The sequence below is a fragment of the Achromobacter sp. DH1f genome (assembly GCF_000633435.1).
Taxonomy (GTDB): Bacteria; Pseudomonadota; Gammaproteobacteria; order Burkholderiales; family Burkholderiaceae_B; genus Achromobacter; species Achromobacter deleyi.
Genome location: NZ_AYMF01000036.1, coordinates 39,187 through 65,423, shown reverse-complemented (window position 1 = coordinate 65,423; position 26,237 = coordinate 39,187). Strand labels below are relative to the sequence as shown.

Annotated in this window: 21 protein-coding genes; 11 read left to right on the top strand and 10 right to left on the bottom strand. The window is 66.9% G+C overall.

Annotated elements, in window-relative coordinates; all coding sequences use genetic code 11:
• The first annotated feature begins 1 nt into the window (after position 1).
• Complete coding sequence (locus U858_RS0128660) at positions 2-1,069, top strand: glycerol dehydrogenase (protein ID WP_025140554.1); 1,068 nt, start codon at positions 2-4, stop codon at positions 1,067-1,069.
• A 95-nt stretch (positions 1,070-1,164) separates the two neighbouring features.
• Here the strand turns inward: U858_RS0128660 and U858_RS0128655 are convergent, their stop codons facing one another.
• The 3 genes from U858_RS0128655 to U858_RS0128645 are packed head-to-tail and all read right to left on the bottom strand — an operon-like array spanning position 1,165 to position 3,879.
• Positions 1,165-2,100, bottom strand: coding sequence for a 3-keto-5-aminohexanoate cleavage protein (locus tag U858_RS0128655; protein WP_025140553.1), 936 nt, complete (start codon positions 2,098-2,100; stop codon positions 1,165-1,167).
• Positions 2,093-3,097 (bottom strand): 3-hydroxyacyl-CoA dehydrogenase, encoded by a 1,005-nt coding sequence (locus tag U858_RS0128650; RefSeq protein WP_025140552.1) that lies wholly within the window; start codon positions 3,095-3,097, stop codon positions 2,093-2,095. The genes U858_RS0128655 and U858_RS0128650 overlap by 8 nt, the downstream gene beginning before the upstream one ends.
• Positions 3,097-3,879: an SDR family oxidoreductase gene (locus tag U858_RS0128645; RefSeq protein ID WP_025140551.1), complete on the bottom strand. Its 783-nt coding sequence runs from the start codon at positions 3,877-3,879 to the stop codon at positions 3,097-3,099. The genes U858_RS0128650 and U858_RS0128645 overlap by 1 nt, the downstream gene beginning before the upstream one ends.
• A 331-nt stretch (positions 3,880-4,210) precedes the next feature.
• On the opposite strand from U858_RS0128645, the gene U858_RS0128640 reads away from it, so the two are divergent.
• The 6 genes from U858_RS0128640 to U858_RS0128615 all read left to right on the top strand — a co-directional run bounded on the left by U858_RS0128640 (position 4,211) and on the right by U858_RS0128615 (position 10,685).
• On the top strand, positions 4,211-5,410 hold the full coding sequence (locus U858_RS0128640) for an ABC transporter substrate-binding protein (RefSeq protein ID WP_025140550.1): 1,200 nt from the start codon (positions 4,211-4,213) through the stop codon (positions 5,408-5,410).
• A gap of 126 nt (positions 5,411-5,536) precedes the next feature.
• A complete protein-coding gene (locus U858_RS0128635; protein ID WP_025140549.1) occupies positions 5,537-6,403 on the top strand; it encodes a branched-chain amino acid ABC transporter permease in 867 nt (288 codons plus the stop codon).
• A 22-nt stretch (positions 6,404-6,425) separates the two neighbouring features.
• Positions 6,426-8,207, top strand: coding sequence for an ATP-binding cassette domain-containing protein (locus U858_RS0128630; protein WP_025140548.1), 1,782 nt, complete (start codon positions 6,426-6,428; stop codon positions 8,205-8,207).
• Positions 8,200-8,904, top strand: a complete 705-nt coding sequence (locus U858_RS0128625) for an ABC transporter ATP-binding protein (protein ID WP_025140547.1) — start codon at positions 8,200-8,202, stop codon at positions 8,902-8,904. The genes U858_RS0128630 and U858_RS0128625 overlap by 8 nt, the downstream gene beginning before the upstream one ends.
• A gap of 21 nt (positions 8,905-8,925) precedes the next feature.
• On the top strand, positions 8,926-9,921 hold the full coding sequence (locus U858_RS0128620) for an NAD(P)H-quinone oxidoreductase (protein WP_025140546.1): 996 nt from the start codon (positions 8,926-8,928) through the stop codon (positions 9,919-9,921).
• The gene (locus U858_RS0128615; RefSeq protein ID WP_025140545.1) at positions 9,918-10,685 is read left to right on the top strand and encodes an SDR family NAD(P)-dependent oxidoreductase; all 768 of its coding nucleotides are present in this window, start codon (positions 9,918-9,920) and stop codon (positions 10,683-10,685) included. Before U858_RS0128620 ends, U858_RS0128615 begins: the two co-directional genes overlap by 4 nt.
• Positions 10,686-10,782: 97 nt before the next feature.
• On the opposite strand, the gene U858_RS0128610 is transcribed toward U858_RS0128615, so the two are convergent.
• Positions 10,783-12,990 (bottom strand): TonB-dependent siderophore receptor, encoded by a 2,208-nt coding sequence (locus tag U858_RS0128610; protein WP_025140544.1) that lies wholly within the window; start codon positions 12,988-12,990, stop codon positions 10,783-10,785.
• 186 nt (positions 12,991-13,176) lie between these two features.
• Complete coding sequence (locus U858_RS0128605) at positions 13,177-14,157, bottom strand: pirin family protein (protein ID WP_025140543.1); 981 nt, start codon at positions 14,155-14,157, stop codon at positions 13,177-13,179.
• A gap of 121 nt (positions 14,158-14,278) precedes the next feature.
• On the opposite strand from U858_RS0128605, the gene U858_RS0128600 reads away from it, so the two are divergent.
• A complete protein-coding gene (locus U858_RS0128600) occupies positions 14,279-15,187 on the top strand; it encodes a LysR substrate-binding domain-containing protein (RefSeq protein ID WP_025140542.1) in 909 nt (302 codons plus the stop codon).
• Positions 15,188-15,210: 23 nt separating this feature from the next.
• Here the strand turns inward: U858_RS0128600 and U858_RS0128595 are convergent, their stop codons facing one another.
• From U858_RS0128595 to U858_RS0128585, 3 genes are all read right to left on the bottom strand, one after another.
• Positions 15,211-16,194 (bottom strand): tripartite tricarboxylate transporter substrate binding protein, encoded by a 984-nt coding sequence (locus tag U858_RS0128595; protein ID WP_025140541.1) that lies wholly within the window; start codon positions 16,192-16,194, stop codon positions 15,211-15,213.
• 71 nt (positions 16,195-16,265) lie between these two features.
• Complete coding sequence (locus tag U858_RS0128590; RefSeq protein ID WP_025140540.1) at positions 16,266-17,801, bottom strand: AMP-binding protein; 1,536 nt, start codon at positions 17,799-17,801, stop codon at positions 16,266-16,268.
• The gene (locus U858_RS0128585) at positions 17,798-18,685 is read right to left on the bottom strand and encodes an SDR family oxidoreductase (RefSeq protein WP_025140539.1); all 888 of its coding nucleotides are present in this window, start codon (positions 18,683-18,685) and stop codon (positions 17,798-17,800) included. The genes U858_RS0128590 and U858_RS0128585 overlap by 4 nt, the downstream gene beginning before the upstream one ends.
• A gap of 118 nt (positions 18,686-18,803) precedes the next feature.
• On the opposite strand from U858_RS0128585, the gene U858_RS0128580 reads away from it, so the two are divergent.
• Positions 18,804-19,724, top strand: coding sequence for a LysR family transcriptional regulator (locus U858_RS0128580; protein WP_232786620.1), 921 nt, complete (start codon positions 18,804-18,806; stop codon positions 19,722-19,724).
• A gap of 314 nt (positions 19,725-20,038) precedes the next feature.
• Positions 20,039-22,744, top strand: a complete 2,706-nt coding sequence (acnA, locus tag U858_RS0128575) for an aconitate hydratase AcnA (RefSeq protein WP_025140537.1) — start codon at positions 20,039-20,041, stop codon at positions 22,742-22,744.
• A gap of 117 nt (positions 22,745-22,861) precedes the next feature.
• Here the strand turns inward: acnA and U858_RS0128570 are convergent, their stop codons facing one another.
• A complete protein-coding gene (locus U858_RS0128570; protein ID WP_025140536.1) occupies positions 22,862-23,827 on the bottom strand; it encodes an OmpA family protein in 966 nt (321 codons plus the stop codon).
• 174 nt (positions 23,828-24,001) lie between these two features.
• Complete coding sequence (locus tag U858_RS0128565) at positions 24,002-24,775, bottom strand: class III extradiol ring-cleavage dioxygenase (RefSeq protein WP_025140535.1); 774 nt, start codon at positions 24,773-24,775, stop codon at positions 24,002-24,004.
• Positions 24,776-25,031: 256 nt separating this feature from the next.
• On the opposite strand from U858_RS0128565, the gene U858_RS0128560 reads away from it, so the two are divergent.
• Complete coding sequence (locus U858_RS0128560) at positions 25,032-26,234, top strand: DUF2863 family protein (RefSeq protein ID WP_025140534.1); 1,203 nt, start codon at positions 25,032-25,034, stop codon at positions 26,232-26,234.
• Positions 26,235-26,237: the final 3 nt, after the last annotated feature.

Here is a 26,237-nt window from a genome sequence, read left to right as displayed (position 1 = left end):
CATGCTGAAGATTTTTGGCGCTCCCGGCCGTTATATCCAGGGAGCGGGCGCACTGGACACCCTGGGCGACTACGCCGCCCTGTTCGGCCGCCATGCCGCCCTGGTCATCGACCGCTACGTCCATGGCGTGCTGGGCCCAAGAATCGAAGCGCTGTGCGCGGCGCGCCACGTGACGCTGACGCCGCTGCTGGTGGAAGGCGACCTGACGCCCGAGGCCATCGCGGCGCTGCGCGCCCAGGCCGCGGCCGCGGGCATCGACATGGTCATCGCGGTGGGCGGCGGCAAGTCGCTGGACGCCGGCAAGGCCGTGGCCAAGGCCGCGCACTGCCACCTGGTCACCGTGCCCACGGTGGCCTCGAACGACGCGCCCACCAGCAAGAACTATGTGCTGTACGACGCCCATCACAACCTCCTGGCGGTCGAGCACATGCTGTTCAACCCCACCATCGTGCTGGTGGACACCGCCATCATCGCCACCGCCCCCGCGCACTTCTTTCGCGCCGGCCTGGGCGACGCCATTTCCAAGAAGTTCGAAGCCGAGCAATGCGCCCGCAACGGCGGCAGGAACATGTATGACGGCGCCCCGCTGCTGTCGGCCCAGTTGATCGCCGATGGCTGCCTGCGCACGCTGCTGGCCGATGGCGCCGACGCGCTGGCCGTCGCCGGCAGCGGCGCGCCCACACCCGCGTTCGAGCGCGTGGTGGAAGCCATGATCCTGATGAGCGGCCTGGGTTTCGAAAGCGGCGGCCTGTCCATCGCCCACGCGCTTACGCGCGGCCTGCCCAAGATCACGGGCGTGGCCACCGCGCTGCATGGCCTGCAAGTGGCCGTGGGCCTGCTGGTGCAGCTGGACCTGGAAGACCGCCAGGACGGCATGCTGGCCACGCTGACCCAGTGGTACGACCAGGTGGGCCTGCCCACTACGCTGCACGCGCTGGGCGCCGCCAGTCCGACCGACGCCGAACTCACGCTGGCGGCCGACCTGACGCTGAAGGCCCGCCACGCCGCCAATTTCGATCGCACGCTGGACATCAAGACGCTCGCAGACGCATTGCGCCGCCACGCCTGACGTGTCCCGCAGGGCGCCCCGAGGGGCAGCCCCTTGGGGCGCAGGCTGGCGCAAACACCCGGCGTGAAGACCCTCCCACGCCGGCCGTTATCACTTCAGAACGCCACGTTGTCACCGCCCTTGAGCCCCAGCTTGGCGCGGGTTTCCTCGGGCGTGGCCACTTCCAGATTCAGCGCCTCCAGGATGGTGCGGATGCGCTCGACCTGCATCCGGTTCGACTCGGCCAGCTGGCCCGGCCCGATCCACAGCGAATCTTCCAGCCCCACCCGCACGTTCGACCCCATGGCCGCGCCGATGGTCGCCAGCGGCATCTGGTTGCGGCCGGCGCCCAGGATCGACCATTCGTATTCATTGCCGAACAGGCGGTCGGCCGTGCGCTTCATGTGCATCAAGTCTTCGGGGTGCGGCCCGATGCCGCCCAGGATGCCGAACACCGACTGGATGAACGGCGGCGACTTGACCAGGCCGCGGTCCACGAAGTGCGCCAGGTTGTACAGGTGGCTGATGTCGTAACACTCGAATTCGAAGCGGGTGCCGTTGGCGTTGCCCAGTTCAAGAATCGATTCGATGTCCTGATACGTGTTGCGAAAGATCAGCGAACGGCTGTTCTCGAGATGCTCGCGTTCCCAGTCGTGCTTGAAGTCCTGGAAGCGGCCCAGCATGGGGAACAGGCCGAAATTCATCGACCCCATGTTCAGCGACGCCAGCTCGGGCTTGAAGGTGGTGGCCGGGCGCATGCGTTCCTGCACTGTCATGTGCGGGCTGCCGCCGGTGGTGATGTTGATGATGGCGTCGGTCTCGGCCTTGATGCGCTCAAGGAAAGGCTTGAACAACGCCGGGTCTTGCGACGGCTTGCCGGTTTCGGGATCGCGGGCGTGCAGGTGCAGCACCGCCGCGCCCGCGCGCGCCGCGCCGATGGCGGCTTCGGCGATTTCGTCGGCAGTGACCGGCAGGTGCGGCGACATGCTGGGCGTGTGGATGGCGCCCGTGACGGCGCAGGTGATCACGACTTTCTGTTTGGGTTTAGCCAATTTCGTCTCCGTTGCTTTGTTTGTGGCGCATCAGGCGCATCAATTGCTCGTCGCGCCAATAGCGGCGCGCCGTCAGGTCTTCATCGGGCAGCAGGCGCCGCCGCTCGGCCGACAGGGCATCGACCAGCGCGCCCTCCCAGGCCACGCTTTCGGCTTGGGTGGCGCCGATGGATTGGTACAGGCCGCCATAGCGGCCGCAGTAATCGGCGATGCCGCCGGGGGCATTCAAGTCGATGGTTTCGAACGGCCCCATGAACGACCAGCGCAGGCCCAGGCCGTCTTTCACGGTGGCGTCGATATCCTCGGCGCTGGCGATGCCGGCCGCCGCCAGCCGGAAGGCCTCGTGCAGCAAGGCGCCTTGCAGGCGGTTCAGGATGAAGCCTTCGATCTCGCGCGTCATCGACACGGGCTTCTGGCCGATGTCCCGCATGATGTCGCGGGCGCGCGCCATCGTGTCCGCGCTGGTCCAGGGCGCCGGGCACAGTTCCACCACCGGAATCAGGTAAGGCGGGTTGACCGGATGCGACACCAGGCAGCGGTGGCGCCCGGGCAGGTCCTCGGTGAATTCGCTGGCCGGGATGCTGGACGTGGAACTGCCAATGATGGCGTCGGGTTCGGCCGCCGCATCCAGCAAGGGGAACAGGCTGCGCTTGATCTCGCGCGTCTCGGGCGAGTTTTCCTGGATGTAGCTGGCGCCCTTGAGCGCATCCTGCAGGCTGCCGGCCACATGGATGCGCGCGGCTGCCGCGGCGGCATCCTGCAGCAGCCCGTGCGCCTGCAACTCGTCGAGCTGGCGGCGGATCAGCGCGCTGGCCTCGCCCAGCATGGCGGCGTTGACGTCGTACAGGCGCACGTCCCAGCCCTTGCGGGCAAACACGATGGCCCAGCCCTGGCCGATGAGCCCGGTGCCGATGATGGCCGCGCAGCGCCGGCCAGCAAACCCAGCGTCGGTGCCGCGACGATCTGCCCCGTCGCGCGGGTCGGTGGCGGCCGCCATCAGTAGAGCTTCTGCGTGAAGCCGTCCACCACGATGGCCTGGCCCGTCACGCTGCGGGCCGCCTCGCTGGCATTGAACAGCACCATGTTGGCGATATCGCGCGCCGTGACCATGCGGCCCAGCGCAGCCTGGTTTTCGTACAGCGCCGCGATCTCGTCCACCGGCTTGTCCAGCGTCTTGGCCTTGGCGGCGATGACGGCGCGGATGCGCGGCCCTTCGACAGCGCCCGGCAGGATCGCGTTGACGCGGATGCCGTGGCCGCCCAGCTCAATAGCCAACGATTTGGTGAAGCCGATGACCGCCCACTTGGACGCCGAATACACCGAACGCCCGGCGAACCCCAGGTGCCCCGCGGCCGACGACAGATTGATCATCACGCCCGCGCGCGACTCCTTGAGCAGCGGGATGGCCTGGCGGGCGCACAGGAATTGACCCGTGATGTTGACGGCCAGGGTGCGGTCCCAGTCGGCCTTGGACAGGGTTTCGACAAAGCCCGTGGGGCCGGCCACGCCCGCGTTGTTGATCAGGATGTCCAGCCCGCCCAGCGTCTGGCGCACGGCGGCGAACAGCGCGGCCACGCTGTCTTCGTCCGACACGTCGGCGTACACCGCCTGCACGCCGGGCAACTCACCCGGCAGCGCGGCCAGCCGGTCGCGGTTGACGTCGCACACCAGCACCGACGCCCCGGCGCGGTGGAACACCTGCGCCATTTCCAGGCCCAGCCCATCGGCGCCGGCCGTGATCAGTACCCTTTTTCCGGCGAAATCCACTTCCTCGAACATGCGTATGTCTCCTGGATTCTTTTCGTGAAACGCCTTTTGATCATATAGGATATATGATCAAAACGGCCAGTTTCTTGCCGGAGGAATTGTCGGGAAGTGGCCCCATACGCCTCGTCCGAAGGGCGCAATTTTCGCCTCTCCATAGGAGCCAATTGCCTGGAAACGCTTTATTCATGCGGCTTGAGGGAAATCCCCGATTCAGCCTTGCAAGTCCGGCACTAGAATCCAGAACGAGGTTTCCACACCCCGCCGGCACATATATCATATATTTAAAAAAGACGGACGCAGCAGCAGACAGTCCGCATCCCATACCAACAAAGGAGCGTAGACAGTGTTCAAGTTCAATAAATTCGCCATCGCGCTGGGCCTGTGCGGCGTCGTGGTCAGCGGCAGCGCAGCGGCCGACATGAAAGTAGGCGCCCTCTTCCCGTTCAGCGGCGCCCTGGCGTTGCTGGGCCAGGAGAGCTACCGCGGTCTGGAATTGGCCGTCAATGAAATCAATGCCGCCGGCGGGATCAACGGCGAGAAGATCCAGATCATCAAGGCCGACGCCGTCGACCCCACCCAGGCCGTGTCCGAGACCAAGCGCCTGATCTCGTCCAACGTGGTCGGGGTGTTCGGCAGCTACGCCTCGGGCGTCTCGTATGCCGCCTCGCCCGTCACCGAACTGGCCGGCGTGCCCTACTTCGAACTGGGCGCCACCGCCCACAAGATCACCACACGCGGCTACAAGTACCTGTTCCGCAGCAACCCCAACACCGCGCTGTACGGCGTGTCGGTGGTGAACGCGCTGCACGACACCATCGCGCCCGGCATGGGCCTGAACCCCAAGGACATCAAGATCGGCATCATCCACGAAGACGGGCCTTACGGCACCGACGTGGCCGCCACCGAGAAAAAGCGCGCCCAGGAACTGGGCTACACCGTGGCCGAAGTGCTGCCCTACTCCGCCAAGACGGTCGACCTGTCGTCGCTCATCCTGCGCCTGAAGGGCGCCAAGGTCGACGTCGTGCTGCAGACCGCCTACCAGAACGACGCCATCCTGTTCTTCAGCCAGGCGCGCGCCGCGGGCTTCAAGCCCAAGGTCGTGATCGGCGCGGGCGGCGGCTATTCGCTGGCCGACACCGCCAAGGCCGTGGGCGCCGACATGAACGGCGTGTTCGACCTGGACTTCCCGCAATCGTCCATCAACCCGGCCGGCGCGCCCGGCCTGGACAAGTTCCTGGAAGCCTACAAGTCCACCTACAAGAGCGATCCGCAATCCGGCCACAGCCTGACCAACTACGTCGGCGCCAAGGCCTTCTTCGAAGCCATCGCCGCGGCCAAGTCCACCGACAAGGACAAGATCCGCGCCGCCGTGCTGGCCTACAAGAAGCCCGCCGGCCAGACCGCCAACGGCTGGGCCTTCGACTTCGGCGAAGACGGCCAGAACAATGCATCCACGTTCTACGTGATGCAGTGGCAGGACGGCAAGCTGGTCACCATCGCCCCGAGCAACCTCGCGCTGGGCAAGCCTGTCTTCAAGAAATAACAAGCACGACAACTTGCCAGCAACCAGGCGCTCGGGGGCGCCTGGCGTAACACCGGGGCCAGCAGGCCCCGGCCCGGCCGGCGCGGCCGCCGGGCCGGGGCGCTCCCCTTTCCAAGAGGTTGCACCATGGATATCTTCATTCAACTGGTCATCAACGGCCTGTTGCTGGGCGGCGCATACACCATCATCAGCCTGGGGCTGACGCTGATCTTCGGCGTCGTGCGCGTCGTGAACTTCGCCCACGGCGAATTCCTGATGATCGGCATGTACCTGGTCTATCTGATCGCCGCGCAGTTCGGCGTGCATCCGTACATCGGCCTGGTGCCGGTGGCGGTCATCCTGTTCGCGCTGGGCGCGCTGACGCAGAAGGGCATCATCCAGCCGCTGCTCAACGCCGACCAGCACATCCAGATCTTTGCCACGGTGGGCGTGTCCACCATCCTGCTGAACCTGGCCCTGGTGATCTTCGGCGCCAACGTCTACCGCGCGCCGGTCGAGCTGGGCACCAACGCCATCGACGTGGGCGCCTATTCCATGGTGACGGGCCAGCTCATCACCTTCGTGGTGGGCATCAGCCTGGCCGTGCTGCTGCATCTGTTCATGCATCGCACCTACCTGGGCCGCGCGCTGCGCGCGGTGGCGCAGCACCGCTACGCCGCCACCCTGATGGGCGTGAACGTCAACAACGTCTACGCCATCGCCTTCGGCCTGGGCACCGCCTTCGTCGGCATCGCAGCCGGCCTGCTGGCGCCGCAGTACCCCGTGTTCCCGACGGTGGGCACCTACTTCGTGCTGACCGCCTTCGTGATCGTGGTGCTGGGCGGCCTGGGCAGCCTGTACGGCGCGGTGGTCGGGTCCATGATCATCGGCATCGTCGATACGCTGGCCGGTTACTACATCGCCCCCGACCTGAAAGAGGTCGTCTATTTCGGGATCTTCCTCTTGATCCTTGTCCTGCGACCGACCGGCCTGTTCGGCGTCGGCACAGAGTGATCAGAGCCACAAGGAGCGAGACGTGTTTCCCGACTTTCGAAGCCCCAAAGCCTACGTCAGCCTTATCCTGCTGATCGTCATGTTCATCGTGCCCGTCGTCCTGGGCACGCCCTTCTGGACCAACCTGTTCGTCCTGCTGTTCGTCTTTTCCGCCCTGTCGGTGGCCTGGAACATCGTCGGCGGCTACGCCGGCCAACTGTCGCTGGGTCACGCGGTGTTCTACGGAATCGGCGGCTACACCGCCACGCTGCTGACGCAAAACTTCGGCATCTCGCCCTGGTTCGGCATGCTGGCGGGCGCGGCCATTTCCGCGGCCGTGGCCATCCTGATCAGCTACCCCACGCTGCGGCTGCGCGGGCCGTTCTTCGCGCTGGCCACCATCGCCATCCTGGAAGTGGTGCGGCTGCTGGTCATCCACGAAGAAAGCTGGACCGGCGGCTCCAGCGGCATCAGCCTGCCGCTGAACATCGGCTGGGCCTGGATCGTGTTCCGCGAAAAGATCAACTACGTGATCATCGCGTTCGGCCTGTTCCTCATGGTGACCTGGGTGTCGTGGTACATCCGCAAATCGCGCATCGGCCACTACCTGATCGCCATCCGCGAACGCGAAGATGCGGCGCTGGCGGTGGGCATTCCCACCGTGCGCGTGAAGATCATCGCCGCGGTGGTCTCGGCCATGCTGACCAGCGTGATCGGCACCTTCCACATCACCTACCTGACCTTCGTCGACCCCAGCTCCGCGTTCTCGCTGGAATTGTCGATCCAGGTCGCCATGTTCGCCCTGATCGGCGGCCTGGGCACGGTGGCCGGCCCCATCGCCGGCACCTTTCTGGTGCTGCCGATTGCCGAACTGGCGCGCGGCTGGCTGTCCAGCGTGGGCAACGGCATGCACGGGCTGATCTACGGCCTGATCCTGGTGGCGGTGGTGCTGACCATTCCGCGCGGCCTGGCCGGCGCCTTCGGCCCTGCCATCGAACGCGCCCTGGCACGGCTGCCCTACCTGGGCACGCCGCGGGCCAAACGCAAGCTGAACGAACCGGCCCGGCTGCACGATGCGGTCCGCAATGACCAGCCCGTGCTCAAGGCCGACAAGCTGTTCAAGAGTTTCGGCGGCCTGCGCGCCACCAACGACGTATCGCTGACGCTGAACCAGCACGAGATCCTGGGCATGATCGGCCCCAACGGCGCGGGCAAGACCACGGTGTTCAACCTGCTGTCGGGCTTTCTGTCGCCGGACAAGGGCGCCGTGTCGATGCGCGACGCCCAGGGCAACTGGGTCGCCTGCAGCACGCCGGACGAGTTCGCGCACCAGGGCCTGGGGCGCACCTTCCAGATCGCCAAGCCGTTCACGGGCCTGACGGTGCTGGAAAACATCATGCTGGGCGCCTTCATCCGCACCTCGGACCGCGAGGAAGCCGAGCAGATCGCCCTGAAGGTGGCCGAGGAAACCGACCTGCTCAAGTCTCTGAACACCGAGGCGCGCAGCCTGACGGTGGGCGGCATGAAACGGCTGGAGATCGCGCGCGCCCTGGCCATCCGGCCGCGCATCCTGCTGCTGGACGAAGTCATGGCGGGCCTGAACCCCACTGACATCGAGAAGTCCATCCAGATGATCCGCCGCATCCGCGACTCGGGCGTCTCGGTGCTGCTGATCGAACACATGATGCAGGCCACCATGGCGCTGTCGGACCGCATCATCGTGCTGAACGAAGGCGCGGTGCTGGTCAGCGGGGCGCCCAGGGACGTGGTCGAGAACCCCGCCGTCATCGAAGCCTATTTGGGCAAGGAGTACCAGGATGCTTAAGGTTTCGGATCTTTCGTCGGGCTACGGCAAGAGCCAGGTGCTCAACGGCCTGAACTTCGAGGTGCGTGCCGGCGAGATCGTCACGCTGATCGGCGCCAATGGCGCCGGCAAGACCACCACGCTCAAGACCCTGTGCGGGGTCATCGGCGCCACCACGGGCCGCGTGGAATTCGAAGGCCAGGACCTGACCAACCGCCCGCCCTTCGACATCGTCGACGCCGGAATCACCATGATTCCCGAAGGCCGCCAGCTGTTTCCGCACTTCACCGTGAAGGACAACCTGCTGATGGGCTCGTACAAACGCGCCGCCCGCCCCATAGTGCAGCGCAAGCTGGAAGAAGTGCTGCAGATCTTTCCGCGCGTGCGCGAACGCCTGGGCCAGTATGCCGGCTCGCTGTCGGGCGGCGAGCAGCAGATGGTGGCCATTGCGCGCGGCATGATGGCCGACCCCAAGCTGCTGGTGTTCGACGAGCCGTCGCTGGGCCTGTCACCGCTGCTGGTGCAGCAGATGTTCGACATCATCCGCGACGTCACCGCGCACGGCGTCACCGTGCTGCTGGTCGAGCAGAACGTATTCCGCACCCTGCGCCTGGCCGATCGCGGCTACGTGCTGGAAAACGGCGCCATCGTGCGCACCGGCACCGGCGCCGAGCTGCTGGCCGACCCCCACGTCAAGAAGGCCTACCTGGGCCACTGATTCTTCAAGGACCTGTCCTGTATGTCTTTACGCTGCACATTCATCGACCACGGCAAGGGCGGCCCGCCCGACTGCCTGCGCCCGGCCGAACGCGAGATGGAATCGCCCACCGGCCGCCAGGTGCTGATCCAAGTCGCCTACGCCGGGGTCAACCGCCCCGACGTGCTGCAACGCTCCGGCTCGTACCCGCCCCCGCCCGGCGCGTCGCCCTACCTGGGCCTGGAAGTGTCGGGCACCATCATCGCCGTGGGCCCCCAGGCCACGCGCTGGAAGGTGGGCGACAAGGTCTGCGCGCTGACGCCCGGCGGCGGCTACGCCCAATACTGCCTGGCCGACGAACGCCACTGCTTGCCCGTGCCGCGCGGCCTGGACCTGCTGGCGGCCGCCGCCATTCCCGAAAACTATTTCACGGTCTGGACCAACGTGTTCGACCGCGCCCGCCTTGCAGCCGGCGAGAAATTCCTGGTGCACGGCGGCTCCAGCGGCATCGGTCTCACGGCCATCCAGCTGGCGCGCGCCTTTGGCGCGCAGGTCTGGACCACCGTCGGCAACGCTGAAAAAGCCCAGGCCTGCCTGGCGGCCGGCGCGCACCACGCGCTGAACTACCGCGATACCGACTTCGAAGCCGACATTCGCGAAGCGACGCAGGGCGCCGGCGTCGACGTCATCCTGGACATGGTAGGCGGCCGCTACATCAACAAGAACATCCGCCTGCTCGCCGTGAATGGCCGCCTGGTGCAGATCGCCTTCCTGGAAGGCAGCAAGGCCGAGATCGACGCCCTGCCCATCATGACCAAGCGGCTGTCGTTCACCGGGTCCACCCTGCGCCCGCGGTCCGACGAGGACAAGGGCGCCATTGCCCAGTCGCTGGCCGACAAGGTGCTTCCGCTGATGGAACAAGGCCAGTGCCTGCCGCGCATCCACGCCGTGTTCCCGCTGGCGCGCGCCAACGAGGCCCACGCCCTGATGGAAAGCAGCGCACACATCGGCAAGATCATGCTGCAGGTGCAGGCATGAGCGCGCGCTTCACCGATCAGGTCGTCATCGTCACCGGCGCCGTGGGCGGCATCGGCTCGGCCATCGTCGAAGGCTTCCTGGCCGAAGGCGCGAAGGTCGGGCTGATCGACTTCAATGCCCAGGCAGGCCAGGCCTACGAACAAGCGCTCAAGCAACGCGGCCACGCGGTGGCCTTCGTGCCGGCCGACGTGGCCCATTTCGAGCAATGCCAGGCGGCGTATGACCGCATCACCCGCGAGCTGGGGCCGGCCACCATCCTGGTCAACAACGTGGGCATCTCGCCCAAGACCGACGGCCGCGCGCTGAAGGTCTGGGAAATGACGCCCGGCGAATGGGACAAGGTGGTGGCGGTCAACCTGAACAGCGTCTTCTACATGACGCACCTGGCCGCGCCGCACATGGTCAAGCAGCGCCAGGGACGCGTCATCAACATGTCGTCGGTGGCCGGCAAGGCTTACTGCGACATCGTCGCCGCGCACTATGCCGCCACCAAGGCGGCGCTGCTGGGCCTGACGCGCCACTGGGCTGCGGAACTGGGCGAATACGACGTCACCGTCAACGGCCTGGCCCCGGGGCGCATCAGCACGCCGCTGCTCAAGAGCGTGCCCAAGGAAATCAATGACGCCGTCGCCGACGTCACCGCCCTGCGCCGCCTGGGCACGCCGGAAGAAGTGGCCGATGCCTGCCTCTTTTTCGCATCCGACCAGGCGCGCTTCGTGACCGGGCAGGTGCTCGATGTGGCGGGTGGCTGGTTGATGACGTAGAACGGAAAAGCCCTGCTGGTTCATTGAACCACCAGGGCTTTTCTGTCTTGCCGGTCCGCCTCAGACAGACCGGCGATCCGGTGACCACCAAGGGCGATCAGAAGTCCATGCTGGCGCTCAGCGAGAACGTGCGCGGGCCGCCCAGCACCAGGTAGCCGTTGCCGGGGTAGCCGCCCACCGACGACCAGTAGTTGCGGTTGGCGATGTTGTCGACCCGGGCGCGCAGCGTCACCACGTGGCCGTCCACGTCCATCATGTAGCGCAGGCCGGCGTCGAAACGCGTCCAGCCGGGCACCTTGAGCGTGTTGGCATCATCTGCATAGGACGCGCCGGTGTACACCACGCGGCCGTCCACGGCCAGGCCCTGCACGCCGGGAATGTCCCATTCCGCGCCCAGGTTGGCCTGGAAGCGCGGCACGCCGATCACGCGATTGCCGTCGATGGCCGTGTTGCCGGTCGAGCGCTGCTTGGCATCCAGGAAGGTCAGGCCGCCCAGCACGCGCACGGTCTTGATCGGTTCGCCGAACACGGTCAGCTCCACGCCCTGGTGGCGGTCTTTGCCGGAGGCCGTGAACGTGTTCGATGCATCGTAGGAAGCGCGCGGCTTGTCGGTCGAGAACAGCGCCAGGCCCGCGCCCAGGCCGTCGCCGTCGTACTTGACGCCGATTTCCTTCTGCTTGGAAACGTACGGCGCCAGGCTTTCGCCCTGGTTGGGCACGGGCTTGCCGTTGGCCACGCTGGGTGCCGTATCACCGGCCACCAGCGCCTCGATGTAGTTGGCATACAGCGACACGCTGGGCGCCACCTTGAACACGAGGCCCGCGGCCGGCGAATTGCGGCTCTGGTCGTAGGCGCCGTTTTCCTTGCCGGTGTTGTAGGCATAGCTGCGCGAGGACAGGCGCTGATGGCGGATGCCCAGGGTCAGCAGCACCTTGTCGTCCAGGAACGACAGGGTGTCGCCGAACGCGTAGCTGCTGGTGCGCGTGCGGCCTTGCAGCGCCGGATCATCGATATCGTTGCCGCGCAGCGCCTTGGCGCTGAACGCCGGCTGCGAATACGACTGCGGGTCGTAGATATTGGTCGGGAACGTATTGGCGTAGTCCATGATGTAGGCGTTCTTTTTCTTCAGATCGAAGAAAGACGCCGACACCACGAATTCATGTCCCACCGGGCCGGTGCGCACCTTGGCGCGCAGCCCGACTTCACCCGTGTTGACGCTGTCCTTGCGGGTGTTGTCAAAGCGGTAGAAATTGCCCGCGCCCGTGGACGCGTTGGTCAACGTGACGTTGCCCAGCGAATTCGCTTCGTCGCTGCGGCGCATGCCAAAGGCCGCCCAGCCGGTCAGCTTGTCGCTGAAGTCGTGCTCGGCCCGCACCGTGCCGAACCAGTCGCGTTCATTGGAATACGACCAGGGCTGCGCATAGTTCGAGCTGGCATCGGGCGGCGCCGGCACGTGGTCCTTCAGGCCCACCACGCTGATGTTCGGCCGCGCGCGCTTGAGCTTGTTTTCCTGAAAGCCGATGTCGGCCGACAGGCGCGTATCGGCCGAGCGCCAATCCAGGCCCAGCGACACCAGGCTGGTGCGGGAGTGTTCGTCGTCGATGGCCGTGTCGCCGCTGCGCTGGGCCGCGTTGATGCGGATGCCGGTGCTGTCATCCGGGCCGAAACGGCGCGCGATGTCGGTGGACACCTGGAACTGGCCGCCGCTGGACACGCCGGTCGTGATGCGGGTCAGCGGATCGTTCGGCGCGCGCTTGGGCACCAGGTTGATCACGCCGCCGATGCCGCCGCCGTTGGGCGCCGCGCCCGTCAGGAAGGCGGTCGCGCCGCGCAGCACTTCCACGCGTTCGAACAGTTCGGTGGCGATGTACTGGCGCGGCAACAGGCTGTACAGCCCGTTGTAGGCCACGTCGTCCGAGCTCAGGATGAAGCCGCGGATGAAATACGATTCCTGGAAGTTGCCGAAGCCGCGTGCCACGCGCACGCCCGGGTCGTTCTGCAGCACGTCGCCGACGCTGCGCGCCTGCTTGTCCTGGATCAGCTCATTGGTATAGCTGGTGACGCTGAACGGGGTGCTCATGATGTCTTGCGTGCCCAACACGCCGATGCGGCCGCCGCGCGCCACCTGCCCGCCCGCATAAGGCTGGGCCAGGCCGCCGGCCGAGGCGTCGGCGCTGGCCTCCACCTTGATCGCTTCCATCGACACGACCGGGCTGTTGGCGTCGGCGGCGGGCGCGGCGGATTGGGCATGGGCGACGGTGTACGGCAAGGCCGCAACCACGCACGCAAGAGTTCGTAGTTTCATATGGGGATATCAATAAGCGGGCGCTTCGCAAGAAGCAGGGAATCGCAAGTGCGAGCTAGATTCTAGATAAAACGGAATCATTCTCATTGCGTCCCTTATATAGAAATCACCAATTGTTGCAGCCACACAACGGCCGCGAACCGGATTTCCGCTTTCTATTCAGCCACTTGTCAGACCCGCCCGCGCTCAGCCCCGCACGCTTGCCTCTTGGCGAAGCTGGCCGAATTCCCCCGCTTCGTAGGCAGCCATCGCCTGCGACAGCGCGCGTGAATTCGACATCACGAAGGGGCCGCGCTGTATCACCGGCTCGTTGATGTCCCGGCCCGCCACCAGCACGAAGTGCGCAGGCGCGCTGCCCGCGATCAGCAACAGCATGCCGTCGCTGTCCGCCGAGGCCGCCAGGGCTGCCCCCGCGGGCAGGATGGCGAAGTCGGGGTCGACCACGCTTTTGACGACAGGCGCCGGCCGTTTGCCGCCCATGACGGACGGCGCCGACGTCCCGCTCGACGCAGGCGCCGTGGGCGCACCCGGCGCGACCGGCGTGGTCTGGTGCCGCGCACGCACGCCCAGTTCGCCCTGCACCGCATACAGCCAGGCATTCCAGCCGGCCGGCAGCGGCACCAGGCGCGAGGCGCCCGGCCGCAGCCAGCCGTCCAGCACCAGCAAGGGCTCGGGAGTGGCCAGCGGCGCGTCCCAACCGCCGTAGCTGCCCGAGGCCACACGCACTCGGCCCGCGTCGTTCTGGATCACCGGCATTTCCCAGGCGCGCAGCAGTGCGGTGTCCGGCGCCAGCGATTTCAGCTTTTCGGGAAGGTTCACGAACATCTGCAAGCCGTTCAGGCGAGCCTCGCCCACCGGCTGCTGCGTGTGCACGATGCCGCGGCCGGCCAATGTCCAGTGCAGGTCGCCGGCACGGATTTCGTGGTCGTTGTGCACGCTGTCGCGGCTGCGCATGGCGCCGCGTGTGTCTTCCAGCAGCAGGGTCACCGCCGACATGCCGGCATGGGGATGCGGCGCGAATGTCGGACCGGTCATGACGAAGTGGTCCACCAGCACCAGGGGCGACATGCCCTGCGGGAAATCGGTGTAGCGGAATTGGCGGATGGAACAGGCGTCGCCCACAGGTTCAAACGAGGGGGTGACGGGAGGGCTGAGACGGAGGGTCAAGGATGTGCTGCCTGGTTTTATTACCTGGCGCCAAGCTTATGGGTTCTGCCCCGCGCACAGTAGAGTCGGATTTCAGGAATAATTGTCCTGTTAAGCAGGACAATCCTTCGCGTAAACCCCCATGAACACCTACATTCATCACCTCGACGATCTTCTGCTTTTCAGCGAGGTGGTGGAGAAAGGCGGCTTTTCCGCCGCGGCCCGCGTGCTGAACATGCAGCGCTCGAAACTGAGCCGGCGCGTGGCCGAACTGGAGGCGCGCCTGGGCATGCGGCTGCTTCAGCGCAATACCCGCCGGGTATCGCTCACCCCCATGGGCGAACAGATCTACGTGCACGCCCTGGCCATGGCGCGCGAGGCCCGCAGCGCCTTCGACCTGGCCGCCTCGATGGGCGACACGCCCAGCGGCCTGCTGCGTATGACCGCACCGTCGGCGTTGGCGGTGACCCTGGTGGGGGACCTGGTGGCGCGCTTCTGCCTGAAGCATCCGGGCGTGCGAGTGCTGCTCGATACCCGCGACCAGATCATCGACCTGGTGGGCGAAGGCTACGACCTGGCCTTTCGCGCCCAGGGCGCGTCGCTCACGGATTCGCGGCTGGTCGCGCGCGAACTGGCGCCGGTGCCATTGATTCTGGTGTGCGCCCCCGGCGTGGCCCTGGCCGCGCCGCGGCACCCGCGCGACCTGAACACCTTGCCCCTGCTCGCCCACGCCACGCAGGACAGCCCGCAAAGCTGGCACTTCGTCGGCCCGGCTGGCGAAGCCGAATCGGTCGAATACCTGCCGCGCTGCCTGAGCAGCAACCTGGCCGCGCTGCGCGAAATGGCGCGCGCCGGCCTGGGCGTGGCGCTCTTGCCGCATTACCTGTGCGCCGGGGCGCTGGCCAAGGGCGACCTGGTGCAGATCCTGCCCGCCTGGCGGACGGCGCCGGCCCGCATTTACGCGGTCATGCCCGCCCGCCGCGGAGCGCCGCTGGCGCTGCGGCGCTTCCTGGAATTCGCGGTGGCGGAACTGCCGGCGCTGCTGGCCTGACGCAGCGCCACGCGGGCCCGCCGTCAATCCAGCTTGATGGAGTTGGCCTGGATCACGGCGCCCCAGCGCTCGCGGTCTTCAGCCACGTAGGCATCGATCTCGGCCTGGCTGCGCGGCGCCTGGATCACCAGCCCCTGCACCTGGAAACGGTCGCGAAAGTCGGGCTGCCGCATCACCGCCGCCACGGCCTCTTGCAGGCGCGCGGCTTCGGCCGACGGCGTGGCCTTGGGCACGGCCAGGCCGAACCAGGTGGCCGCGCGAAACCCCGGAAAGCCGCTTTCGGCCACCGTGGGCACGTCCGGCAGCACGGGCAGGCGTTCGCTGGTGGTCACCGCCAGCGCCTTGATCTTCTTGTCGCGCACCAGCGGCAGCGACGTGCTGATGACGTCGACCATCAGCTGCGTGTCGTTGCTCATCAGGGAACTGAGCGCGGGCGCGCTGCCGTTGTACGGAATGTGCGCGGCGTCGATGCCGGTGCGCGACTTCAACAATTCCGTGGCCAGCTGCAAGGGGTTGCCGATGCCGACCGATGCGTAGTTCAGCTTGCCCGGCCGGGCGCGCGCGTAGTCGACGAATTGCGCCAGCGTGGCGGCCGGCACGTCGTTGTTGGCCACCACCACCAGCGGCAATTCGGCCACCACCGACAGCACCCGGAAATCGCGCGCGGCGTCGTACGAGATCTTTTGGTAGAGCATGGGGTTGAGCACCATGCTGGCGTTGCTGGCCAGGAACACGGTGTAGCCGTCGGGTTGGGCCCGCGCCACCTGGGTGGCGGCGATCATGGTGTTGGCGCCCGGCTTGTTTTCCACCACCACGGGCTGCCCCAGTTCCTGCGAGAGCCTTTCGGCCAGCACCCGCGCCAACTGGTCGGCCGATCCGCCCGGCGTATACGGCACCACCAGCTTGACCGGGTGGTCCGGAAACGCCGCCAACGCGGTCGACGTGCCGGCGGCACTCAGCAACAGGGCAGCCGCGCAGCGGCCGAACGCGTGAATCATCCTCGACATGGTTGTCTCCCCAGTGTCATTGTTCGATGCGCAATATGGGCTTGCGCTTGTGGTGATGCATGGGCCGCGCGCTACACCTTCCTTTCCTGGCCGGCCCAGAATGTGTCGCGCAGGCGGCGCTTGGCGATCTTGCCGTTGTCGTCGCGCGGCAAGGCCGCCTGCAGGCGCAGTTCGCGCGGCACCTTGAACCGCGCGATGCGCCCCGCCAGCCACTGCAACGCATCTTCGGGCCGCACGTGCGCATCGGCCGCCGGCTGCACCAGCGCCAGCAGGCGTTCGCCGAACTCGTCGTCGGGCACGCCGAACACCGCGCAATCGGCCACGCCCGGGTACTGCATCAGGTGGTGTTCGATTTCGGCGGGGTAGATGTTCACGCCGCCCGAAATGACCAGGTCGGATTCCCGGTCGCACACGAACAGATAGCCGTCTTCGTCCACGTAGCCCAGGTCGCCCAGGCCGATCAGGCCGTCGAGTTCGACGCGGCGGCGGGCCTCGGGGTGGTTGCGGTAGGTGAAATCGGCATAGGCCGGCTGGCGCACGAAAATGCGGCCGACCTGCCCCGGGGCGCAGGCGGCGCCGTCGTCGCCGACGATGCGCACCTGGGCGCCGCCGATGGGCCGGCCGGCGCTGCCGGGCCGTGCCAGGGCCTCTTGCGAGCCGATGGCGGTCACCATGCCGGCCTCGCTGGACGCGTAGGTTTCATGGATGACGGGCCCCAGCCAGTCGATCATGGCGCGCTTGAGCGCCGGTGCGCACGGCGCGCCGGTGGATGCCACGAAGCGCAGCGACGACAGGTCGAACGACGCGCGCACTGCCGGGTCCAGTTTCAAGAGGCGCACATACATGATGGGCACCAGGTAGATCGTGTCGATGCGGTGCCGTTCGATCAGGCGCAGCACGTCGACGGGATCGAAGCGCGGCGTCACCACCAGGGTGTCGCAGACCCGCAGCGCCACCTGCGCGAAAACGCTGGGCGCGCTGTGGTAAATGGGCGCGGGCAGCAGCGCCCGGCAACCGGCGCGCAAACCGTAGGCCTGTTCGACCACGGCTTCGACGGCCGCCAGGCGCTGCGGCAGTTGGTCCAGCGGAAACGGTTCGCGCACGACGCCCTTGGGGCGCCCGGTGGTGCCCGACGTATAGGCCATGTGGCCACGCGGGGCCACCACGGGGCCGTCGTAGGGCGCATGCGCGTCGCGCCAGCCGGCGTAGTCGTCGGCCGCGCCCGGCGCCCCCACCCGCAGGGCGGGCAGGTCAGCGGGCAGCGCGCCCTGCACCGCCGGCCACAGGTCGGCTTCGGCGATCAGCAGCCGGGCACCGCTGTCGGTCACCAGAAAGGCCACCTCGGAAGGCGTGTAGTGCCAGTTGATGGGGCAGTAATAGCAGCCCAGGCGCTTGCAGGCCTGGATGATTTCCAGGTAGGGCATGCCGTTGCGCAGCAGCACCGCCACCACGTCGCCTTCGCCCACGCCCCTCGCCGCCAGCCCGGCCGCGACCTGTTCGCCGCGCAGCGCCAGCGTGGCGCGGTCCAGCACGCCCTCGCCGACGATGATCTGCCCGGCGCCCAAGGATGCGGTGGGCGCCGTGGCGCGATGATCCGACGCCCTCATGCCCGGCCCGCCGAACGCTGCGCCTTGTCTTCGGCATTGCGCGCCTCGATGGCGGCGCGGGCGGCAGCCCAGTCGTCGTCGGTCCATTCGAAGTACTGCTTGAAGTACGCGCCGTTGGCCAGGTAGTCGCCGCCGTCCAGCGCGATGGTCTGGCCGTTGATCCAGTCGTTGCCCGGCGCCAGCAGGAAGGCGGCGAGTTCGCCGATGTCCTGGTCCTGGCCCAGGCGCTGCATGGGGTTCTGCTTGACCAGGGCATCGGTGCCGGTGTCGTTGGGCCGCAGCCGGGCCGACGCGCCCTCGGTGGGAATGACCCCGGGCGCAATGGCGTTCAGGCGGATGCCGCGGCGGCCCCATTCCACCGCCAGCGATTTGGTCATGGCGTCGATGCCGGCCTTGGACATCGCCGACGGCACCACGAAAGGCGAGCCGGTCCAGACCCAGGTGACCACGATGGACACTACCGCGCCCGAGGCGCCCGTGGCGATCCAGCGCTTGCCCACAGCCTGCGTCATGTAGAACGTGCCGCGAAAGACCGTATCGGCGATGGCGTTGAAGCCGCGCTCGGACAGCTTTTCGGTGGGGCTGATGAAGTTGCCGGCGGCATTGTTGACCAGGGCATCCAGCCCGCCGTGGTCGGCCCAGATGCCGGCCACCATGGCGTCCACCGCGCTGGCGTCGCGGATATCCACCGCATGGGCATGGGCCTGGCCGCCGAAATCGCGCCGCAGCGCCTCGGCCGCCTGCTCCAGCACCGCCAGGCGGCGGCCGCAGAGATGCACCGTGGCGCCCAGCGCCGCCAACTGCCGGGCCATGGCGTAGCCCAGCCCGGTGCCGCCGCCGGTGACGAGGATGCGCTGGCCCTGGTACAGGTCGGCGCGGAACATGGTTTGCCGCATGGGGTGTCTCCTTGTGTTTGATTTCAGAATATCAATGGCCTTGTTCCGCGACAATGCCTTGACATGACTAAACTATGTTTCCTGACAGGCAACAATGAGGCAAGCCATGGCCGCCCTGGACCTGAACCTGATCCAGCTGTTCGTGACCATCGTGGAAGCCGGCACGCTGAGTGAAGCCGCGCTGCGCCAGGGCGTGACGCGTTCGCACGTGAGCCGCAACCTGCAGAAGCTGGAACGCGCCTTTGGCGCCCAGTTGATCCGGCGCACCACCCGCCGGCTGGAACTGACCCACGAAGGCACGGTGCTGTACGAACACGGCGCCCGCATGGCGCGCGAGGTCGAATCGGCCCGCCACGCCCTGCAGAAGCTGGGCACCGAGCCCACCGGCCACGTACGCCTGAGCCTGCCCACCGGCCTGGGCGAACTGGAAGCCCTGCGCCCGCTGCTGGTGCGCTTCGCGCTGGACCATCCCAGTCTAAGCCTGCGGGTGCTGTTTTCGAACCGGGTGAGCGACCTCATTTCGTCCGAAATCGACGTGGCGCTGCGGGTCATCTCGACCCCGCCCCAAGATTACGTGGCACGCGAACTGGGCCGCATCAAGTGGCACCTGTGCGCCGCGCCCGACTACCTGGCGCGGCTGGGCGCCCCCGCGCACCCGCGCGACCTGGGCCGGCTGGACTTCCTGGCCCCGCCCGGCCCCAAGCCCCAGGTGACGCTGCGGCTGCACCGCAAGGGCCAGGTCTATGACACCAAGCTGGCGCCCCGCCTGCAATCCGAATACTTCCCCTTCCTGGCCCAGGCCGCCCGCGACGGCGCCGGGGTGGCGCTGCTGCCGGCCTACATCGTGCAGCCCGACCTGCGGGCCGGACGGCTGGCCCCGGTCCTGCAGGCCTACCAGGCCGAAGGGCCGGGCGACAAGCTCTATATCCTGACCTCGCCCACCCCCTACCCGTCCACGGCCCAGCGCGCCCTGGTGGACTTCCTGAAAACAGAACTGGAACCCCTGCTGCGCGATTTCCTGGCCTGACCCCGCCCCGCCATGCACTTGTAGGACTTCTTTGTTAAAAAAAGGGGGACTTGCAGGGATGGCGCGCCTGCTCCAAAGTAGCGCTTTGGGCATGCAGCCCTGGGCAGGCGCCAGATCCTTGGGCGCCCCAGGCCGGACCCCGGATTGCCGGGCATGGCCAGGACCAGACGCCGCCAAGGAACTTTGACGTGCCCTTCAAGTCTTATATAAGATATAAGACACAAGCCAGACCGCGCCGCTGTCGCCTACAATGACAAACGCGTCGAAACGCCTGAAAATGCCGGCTTTACGCGGGCGAAACCACGGAGTCCATCATGCCGCACAACACCCTAGACACACTCAAGAATTTCAAGATCGGCAACAAGTCCTGTCAGTACTATTCGCTGCCGGCGCTGGGCAAGTCCCTGGGCATCGATGTGCAGCGTCTGCCGGTCTCCATTCGCATCGTGCTGGAATCGGTGCTGCGCAACTGCGACGGCAAGAAGGTCACGGAAGAACACGTGCGCCAATTGGCCGCCTGGCAGGCCAACGCCAAGCGCGAAGACGAAATTCCCTTCGTGGTCGCCCGGGTGGTGCTGCAGGACTTCACCGGTGTGCCGCTGCTGGCCGACATCGCCGCCATGCGCTCGGTGGCCGACAAGATGGGCAAAAGCCCCAAGAGCATCGAACCCCTGGTGCCGGTCGACCTGGTGGTCGACCACTCGGTCATGATCGACTACTTCGGCACGAAGAACGCGCTGGACCTGAACATGAAGCTGGAATTCAAGCGCAACCAAGAGCGCTACCAGTTCATGAAGTGGGGCATGCAGGCCTTTGACACCTTCGGCGTGGTGCCCCCGGGCTTCGGCATCGTCCACCAGGTGAACCTGGAATACCTGGCGCGCGGCGTGCACCAGGACAAGAAGAACAACGTCTACTACCCCGACTCGCTGGTCGGCACCGACAGCCACACCACCATGATCAACGGCATCGGCGTGGTCGGCTGGGGCGTGGGCGGCATCGAAGCCGAAGCCGGCATGCTGGGCCAGCCGGTGTACTTCCTGACCCCCGACGTGGTCGGCGTGGAACTCAAAGGCAAGCTGCGCGGCGGCGTCACCGCCACCGACCTGGTCCTGACCATCACCGAAATGCTGCGCCGTGAAAAAGTGGTCGGCAAGTTCGTGGAATTCTGTGGCGAAGGCACGGCCAGCCTGTCGGTGGCCGAACGCGCCACCATCGGCAACATGGCCCCCGAATACGGCGCCACCATGGGCTTTTTCCCGGTCGACGGCCGCACCATCGACTACTTCCGCGGCACCGGCCGCACCGAAGACGAAATCGCCGCGTTCGAAGCCTACTTCAAGGCCCAGAACATGTTCGGCGTGCCCGCCGCCAAGGACATCAACTTCACCAAGCTGCTGACGCTGGACCTGTCCACCGTGGCTCCGTCGCTGGCCGGCCCCAAGCGCCCGCAAGACCGCATCGAGATCGGCAACGTCAAGAACACGTTCATCGACCTGTTCTCCAAGCCGGTGGCCGAAAACGGCTTCAACCAGCCCGCCGACAAGCTGCAGCAGACCTTCACCACCAGCACGGGCACCAAGGTCAAGAACGGCGACATCCTCATTGCCGCCATCACCTCGTGCACCAACACGTCCAACCCCAGCGTGCTGCTGGCCGCCGGCCTGCTGGCCAAGAAGGCCGTCGAAGCCGGCCTGAAGGTGCCCAAGCACATCAAGACCTCGCTGGCCCCCGGCTCGCGCGTGGTCACCGAATACCTGACCAAGACGGGCCTGCTGCCCTACCTGGAAAAGCTGGGCTTCGACGTGGCCGCCTACGGCTGCACCACCTGCATCGGCAACGCCGGCGACCTGACGCCCGACCTGAACGACGTCATCACCAGCAACGACCTGATCTGCTCGGCCGTGCTGTCCGGCAACCGCAACTTCGAAGCGCGCATCCACCCGAACATCAAGGCCAACTTCCTGGCCTCGCCTCCGCTGGTGGTGGCCTACGCCCTGGCCGGCACGGTCACGCGCGACCTGATGACCGAACCCGTCGGCCGCGGCAAGAACGGCGACATCTGGCTGGGCGACATCTGGCCCACCACCGAAGAAGTCGAAGCGCTGCTCAAGTACGCCCTGGACCCCAAGGCGTTCGAGGCCAACTACGGCCAGGTCAAGAGCAACCCGGGCAAACTCTGGGAAAACATCAAGGGCGTCAACGGCGACACCTACAACTGGCCTGATTCCACCTACATCGCCGAACCGCCGTTCTTCGATGGCTTCGGCATGACCCCGGGCGCGATGCCCACCGTCAAGAACGCCCGCGCGCTGGGCGTGTTCGGCGACTCGGTCACCACCGACCACATCTCGCCGGCCGGCTCCATCAAGGAAACCTCGCCCGCAGGCAAGTGGCTCAAGGAAAACGGCGTCATGAAGGCCGATTTCAACAGCTACGGCTCGCGCCGCGGCAACCATGAAATCATGATGCGCGGCACCTTCGCCAACGTGCGCATCAAGAACCTCATGATTCCCGCGCTGCCCGACGGCAGCCGCTTCGAAGGCGGCGAAACGCTGTTCCAGCCCAGCGGCGAACAGATGTCGATCTACGACGCGGCCATGAAGTACGTGGCGGCCGGCACGCCCACGGTGGTGTTCGGCGGCGAAGAATACGGCACCGGCTCGTCGCGCGACTGGGCGGCCAAGGGCACGCAGTTGCTGGGCGTGAAGGCCGTGATCACCCGCAGCTTCGAACGCATCCACCGCAGCAACCTGGTCGGCATGGGCGTGCTGCCCCTGCAGTTCAAGGGCGGCGACAGCGTGCAGTCGCTGGGCATCACCGGCGAAGAGACCTACGACATCTCGGGCCTGGAAAACGGCATCAAGCCGATGATGGACGTGACGCTGACCATCACCCGCAAGGATGGCTCCAAGCAGGACGTCACCGTGCTGCTGCGCATCGACACCCCGATCGAAGTCGACTACTACCAGCACGGCGGCATCCTGCCCTTCGTGCTGCGCCAGCTGCTGGCCGCCTAAGCGCCCACACACGCACCTGCCTCCCGCAGGCAAGACAAAGCCCCTGGAACCGCAAGGCTCCAGGGGCTTTTTTCATGGCTTGCGAACGCTCGCGCGAGGTTCAGGCCATGCGGCGCACTACTGGCTGACCAGCTCGACGCGGCGATTCTTGGCGCGACCGGCCTCGGCGTCGTTGGCCGCCACCGGCGCCAGCGAGGCCACGCCGCGCGGCGACAGGCGCGCGGCGGCAATCTTGTAGTCGGCCTCCAGCGCCTTGACCACGGCGTCCGCGCGCTTTTGCGACAGTTCCAGGTTGCGCGCCAGGGTGCCCTGGTTGTCGGTGTGGCCCACCACGTAGACCTTCAGATTGGGGTTGGCCTTGAGCAGCTTGCCCATTTCGTCCAGCGCGGCCTTGGATTCCGGCTTGACCTCGGCCTTGTCGGTATCGAAGTACACGCCGTAGACGGCCACTCGGCCCGATTCGGCCAGCGACTTCTGCATGGCGGCCATGTCCAGCACCTGGACCTGCCCGGTCTGCATGGGTTTGGTCTCGACCACCTGCACGTAGACCGGCGTGATCTGGTTGGCGCTGTCTTCCATCACGTCCAGGAACACATACAGGTCGCCCGACGGCGCCTCTTTCTTGGCCAGCACCACGTAGTACTTGCCGCCGAACGCGGCATCGCCCTTCCCGGGCGGGCTGACCTTGCCGCCGTTGATGACGAACGACTGGAAGTCGCTGCCGCATTGGTTGTCGCCCTTGCACTCGAATACGGTCTTGAAGCCGCCCGACTGCAACGCGCCCTGGTAGTTGCGGTACACCTCGAGCGCCGACTTGCCGCCGCTGATGCGATACGAAATGCGCGTGACCTTGCCCTCCAGTTGCAGCCCCTTGGCGGCCGATTCCTGGGCGATCGGCTGGTTGGGCATGAAGGCTTCGTCGTAGTCCTTGCGTTCGTAGGCGCGGATCTCGGCGCCCTTGAAACGCGTCAGCGCAGGATGGTCGCTCGACCCCGGCACGTCTTCGGCCCAGGCGGGCTGCAAGGCGCCCAGGCACAGGGCGGCGATGGCCAGGCATGCGGATGCCACGATAGGCGCTTTCACGATCTTGATCTCCCCGCCGGCGGCGCCGGCATGCGTCCAACACAAGGAAACGCCCGCGAGCGCGGGCGGCAGCCATTATGCATAGTCGCTGTGTCGTTTCCAACCCGCGGGGCGTAACAAGGCGTAGAGGCGCCGAGCCGCTGCGCCACTCAGCGGCTGGGCGCACGCCACGCCCTAGTCGAACGCGTAGGCATCCATCGCCAGCGCGCCGTACGAGATCTCGTCGGTCAGCCGCGTGGCCTGTGCACCGCCCGCCCCCAGCGCCACGTACAGCGGCATCAGGTGATCGTCGTGCGGATGCGCCTGCGACGCGCCCGGCGCCTGCGCCTGCCAGTCCAGCAGCGCCGGCACGTCGTGGGTGGCCAGGTGGCGGGCGTACCAGTCCTGGAACGCCGGCACATACGGCACCGGCGGCGCGTCCTGCGGCATGCGCACGTGGCGCAGGTTGTGTGTCAGCGAACCCGATCCGATGATCAGGATGTCTTCGTCGCGCAGCGGCGCCAGGGCGCGGCCCAGCTCGAACTGCGCCGCCGCGTCGCGCCCCATGTCCAGCGACAGTTGCACCACCGGCACGTCGACCTCGGGATACAGATAGCGCAGCGGCACCCAGGCGCCGTGATCCAGCGGCCGGCGCGGATCGCGATCGGCGGCAATGCCGGACTCGGCCAGCAGGCTTTGCACCCGCGCGGCCAGTTCCGGCGAACCGGGCGCGGCGTATTGCAGCGTGTAGAGCTCGGGCGGAAACCCGCCGAAATCGTGCCAGGCCACCTGCTGGTCGCGGGTGGACAGGGCCAGGCCCTGGCCCATCCAGTGCGGCGAAACCACCAGGATGCCGCGCGGTTTGCGGCCCTGGGCCTGGCTCCAGGCGGCCAGCGCGGGGCCGGTCAAACCGGGCTCCACGGCCAGCATGGGGGAACCATGGGAAACGAAAAGCGTAGGCCAGCGCATGGCGGTGACTCCAGGAAATCATGTCGATGGGAAGATTGTCGGTCGATTCCGTTCGGCAATAAACCCCCGCCAAAGGGATAATCTGTTGCCCGATCAGCATCAATGCGACACGCACCGGCCCGTCGGCAACGGCGGCACAGGTCCTGCCGCCGCGCCCGCCTGACCCGCTGCCGGCGTTGCCGCGCGCCCCTGCTGCCCGCGGCCGTGGCGGGCGTTAAACTACGTCGTTACACACTTACTGGACGCCCCCGAAGTTATGGCCCGATCCCGCAGCCAATCCGCTCCCCGCATGAACCGCGATGCCACCCGCCTGGTCACCCTTGCCCAGTCGCTCAACCGCTCGGGCAGCCGCGTTGAAGACGTGTTCTGGGAGAACCAGCTTGGCGAAGCGATTCCGAAGCTGCTCAAGGCAAGCCAGGACGCCCCGTTGGAGGCCGCCCTGGACCATCTCGCCCAAAGCGACGTGGGCGCCTACGAAGTCCTGATCGAACAGGCCGAAACCCTGTCCGAATCGATGAAGATCGAGAAAAACGGCGTGCGCTACGACGTGCTGCTGATCGTTGCGCCCATCGTGGCCTGGACCCGCTACGCCATTCCCACCGGCGCCGTGTCCGCCAGCGCCCAGCAGGCGCTGCTGGCCCAGCTGCACGGCCACGTGCTGTCCAGCCAGGCCCGCACGGCGCTGATGCCGTGGCTGGTCAGCGTCGACCAGATGCCGCGCACCTTCTCCGAAACCTGGCAGTGGCTGCAACGCCTGGGTTCGCAGGCACTCGGCGCCGAAACCACCAAGCCCACCCTGAACACCGAAGCCGAAACCGCCAACATGCTGGCCGACACGCGCTACATCGTGGCAGCGGTGGCGGTGCCGGAATTCGCGCCCGTCTTCCGCTGGCAGGAACAGATCGGCGAGGCCGACGCCAGCCGCGACGCCTGCCAGGAACAATGGGCCGCCCAGGCCCAGCCCACGCTGGCCGCCTTGCTGCCGGGCTGCGGGTTTGAATCGCTGCTGCCCGACGCCTACTACGTCAGCAACCGCGAAGCCGACCGCCGCGTGCGGCCGCTGTCGCTGCGCGCTGCCATCAGCTGGCTCGAAGGCGCGGTCAGCCTCGACGCCTCGCAACTGCGCGCGGTGGTGGCTGGCTGCGGTGAAAACCGCGTGGACGAATACCGCATCAGCTTCACGGCGCGCAACAGCAACGACGTCTACTATGGCTGCGTCTGGCCGCTGTACGGCCGCGAAGAAGACCTGCCCGGCGACGAAGGCCAGCCCGACGTCGTCGACGAAATCGCGGCCCTGCTCAAGGAATATGGCGTGAACGACGTACGCCGCATTCCGGGCGTGCTGCCGCCGGAATACTGCGAAGACTGCGGCGCGCCCTACTTCCCCAATCCCCTGGGCGAACTGGTGCACGCCGAACTGCCCGAAGACGCCGAAGCCGCTCCCGCCAAATTCCACTGATCG

Bases quoted from the DNA above. Each gene is read 5' to 3' on its own strand.
- U858_RS0128610 (WP_025140544.1), bottom strand. From the start codon at position 12,990: ATGAAACTACGAACTCTTGCGTGCGTGGTTGCGGCCTTGCCGTACACC.
- U858_RS0128620 (WP_025140546.1), top strand. From the start codon at position 8,926: ATGTCTTTACGCTGCACATTCATCGACCACGGCAAGGGCGGCCCGCCC.
- acnA (WP_025140537.1), top strand. From the start codon at position 20,039: ATGCCGCACAACACCCTAGACACACTCAAGAATTTCAAGATCGGCAAC.
- U858_RS0128585 (WP_025140539.1), bottom strand. From the start codon at position 18,685: ATGTTCCGCGCCGACCTGTACCAGGGCCAGCGCATCCTCGTCACCGGC.
- U858_RS0128580 (WP_232786620.1), top strand. From the start codon at position 18,804: ATGGCCGCCCTGGACCTGAACCTGATCCAGCTGTTCGTGACCATCGTG.
- U858_RS0128560 (WP_025140534.1), top strand. From the start codon at position 25,032: ATGGCCCGATCCCGCAGCCAATCCGCTCCCCGCATGAACCGCGATGCC.
- U858_RS0128595 (WP_025140541.1), bottom strand. From the start codon at position 16,194: ATGTCGAGGATGATTCACGCGTTCGGCCGCTGCGCGGCTGCCCTGTTG.
- U858_RS0128650 (WP_025140552.1), bottom strand. From the start codon at position 3,097: ATGGCGGCCGCCACCGACCCGCGCGACGGGGCAGATCGTCGCGGCACC.
- U858_RS0128645 (WP_025140551.1), bottom strand. From the start codon at position 3,879: ATGTTCGAGGAAGTGGATTTCGCCGGAAAAAGGGTACTGATCACGGCC.
- U858_RS0128600 (WP_025140542.1), top strand. From the start codon at position 14,279: ATGAACACCTACATTCATCACCTCGACGATCTTCTGCTTTTCAGCGAG.
- U858_RS0128590 (WP_025140540.1), bottom strand. From the start codon at position 17,801: ATGAGGGCGTCGGATCATCGCGCCACGGCGCCCACCGCATCCTTGGGC.
- U858_RS0128660 (WP_025140554.1), top strand. From the start codon at position 2: ATGCTGAAGATTTTTGGCGCTCCCGGCCGTTATATCCAGGGAGCGGGC.
- U858_RS0128625 (WP_025140547.1), top strand. From the start codon at position 8,200: ATGCTTAAGGTTTCGGATCTTTCGTCGGGCTACGGCAAGAGCCAGGTG.
- U858_RS0128565 (WP_025140535.1), bottom strand. From the start codon at position 24,775: ATGCGCTGGCCTACGCTTTTCGTTTCCCATGGTTCCCCCATGCTGGCC.
- U858_RS0128615 (WP_025140545.1), top strand. From the start codon at position 9,918: ATGAGCGCGCGCTTCACCGATCAGGTCGTCATCGTCACCGGCGCCGTG.
- U858_RS0128635 (WP_025140549.1), top strand. From the start codon at position 5,537: ATGGATATCTTCATTCAACTGGTCATCAACGGCCTGTTGCTGGGCGGC.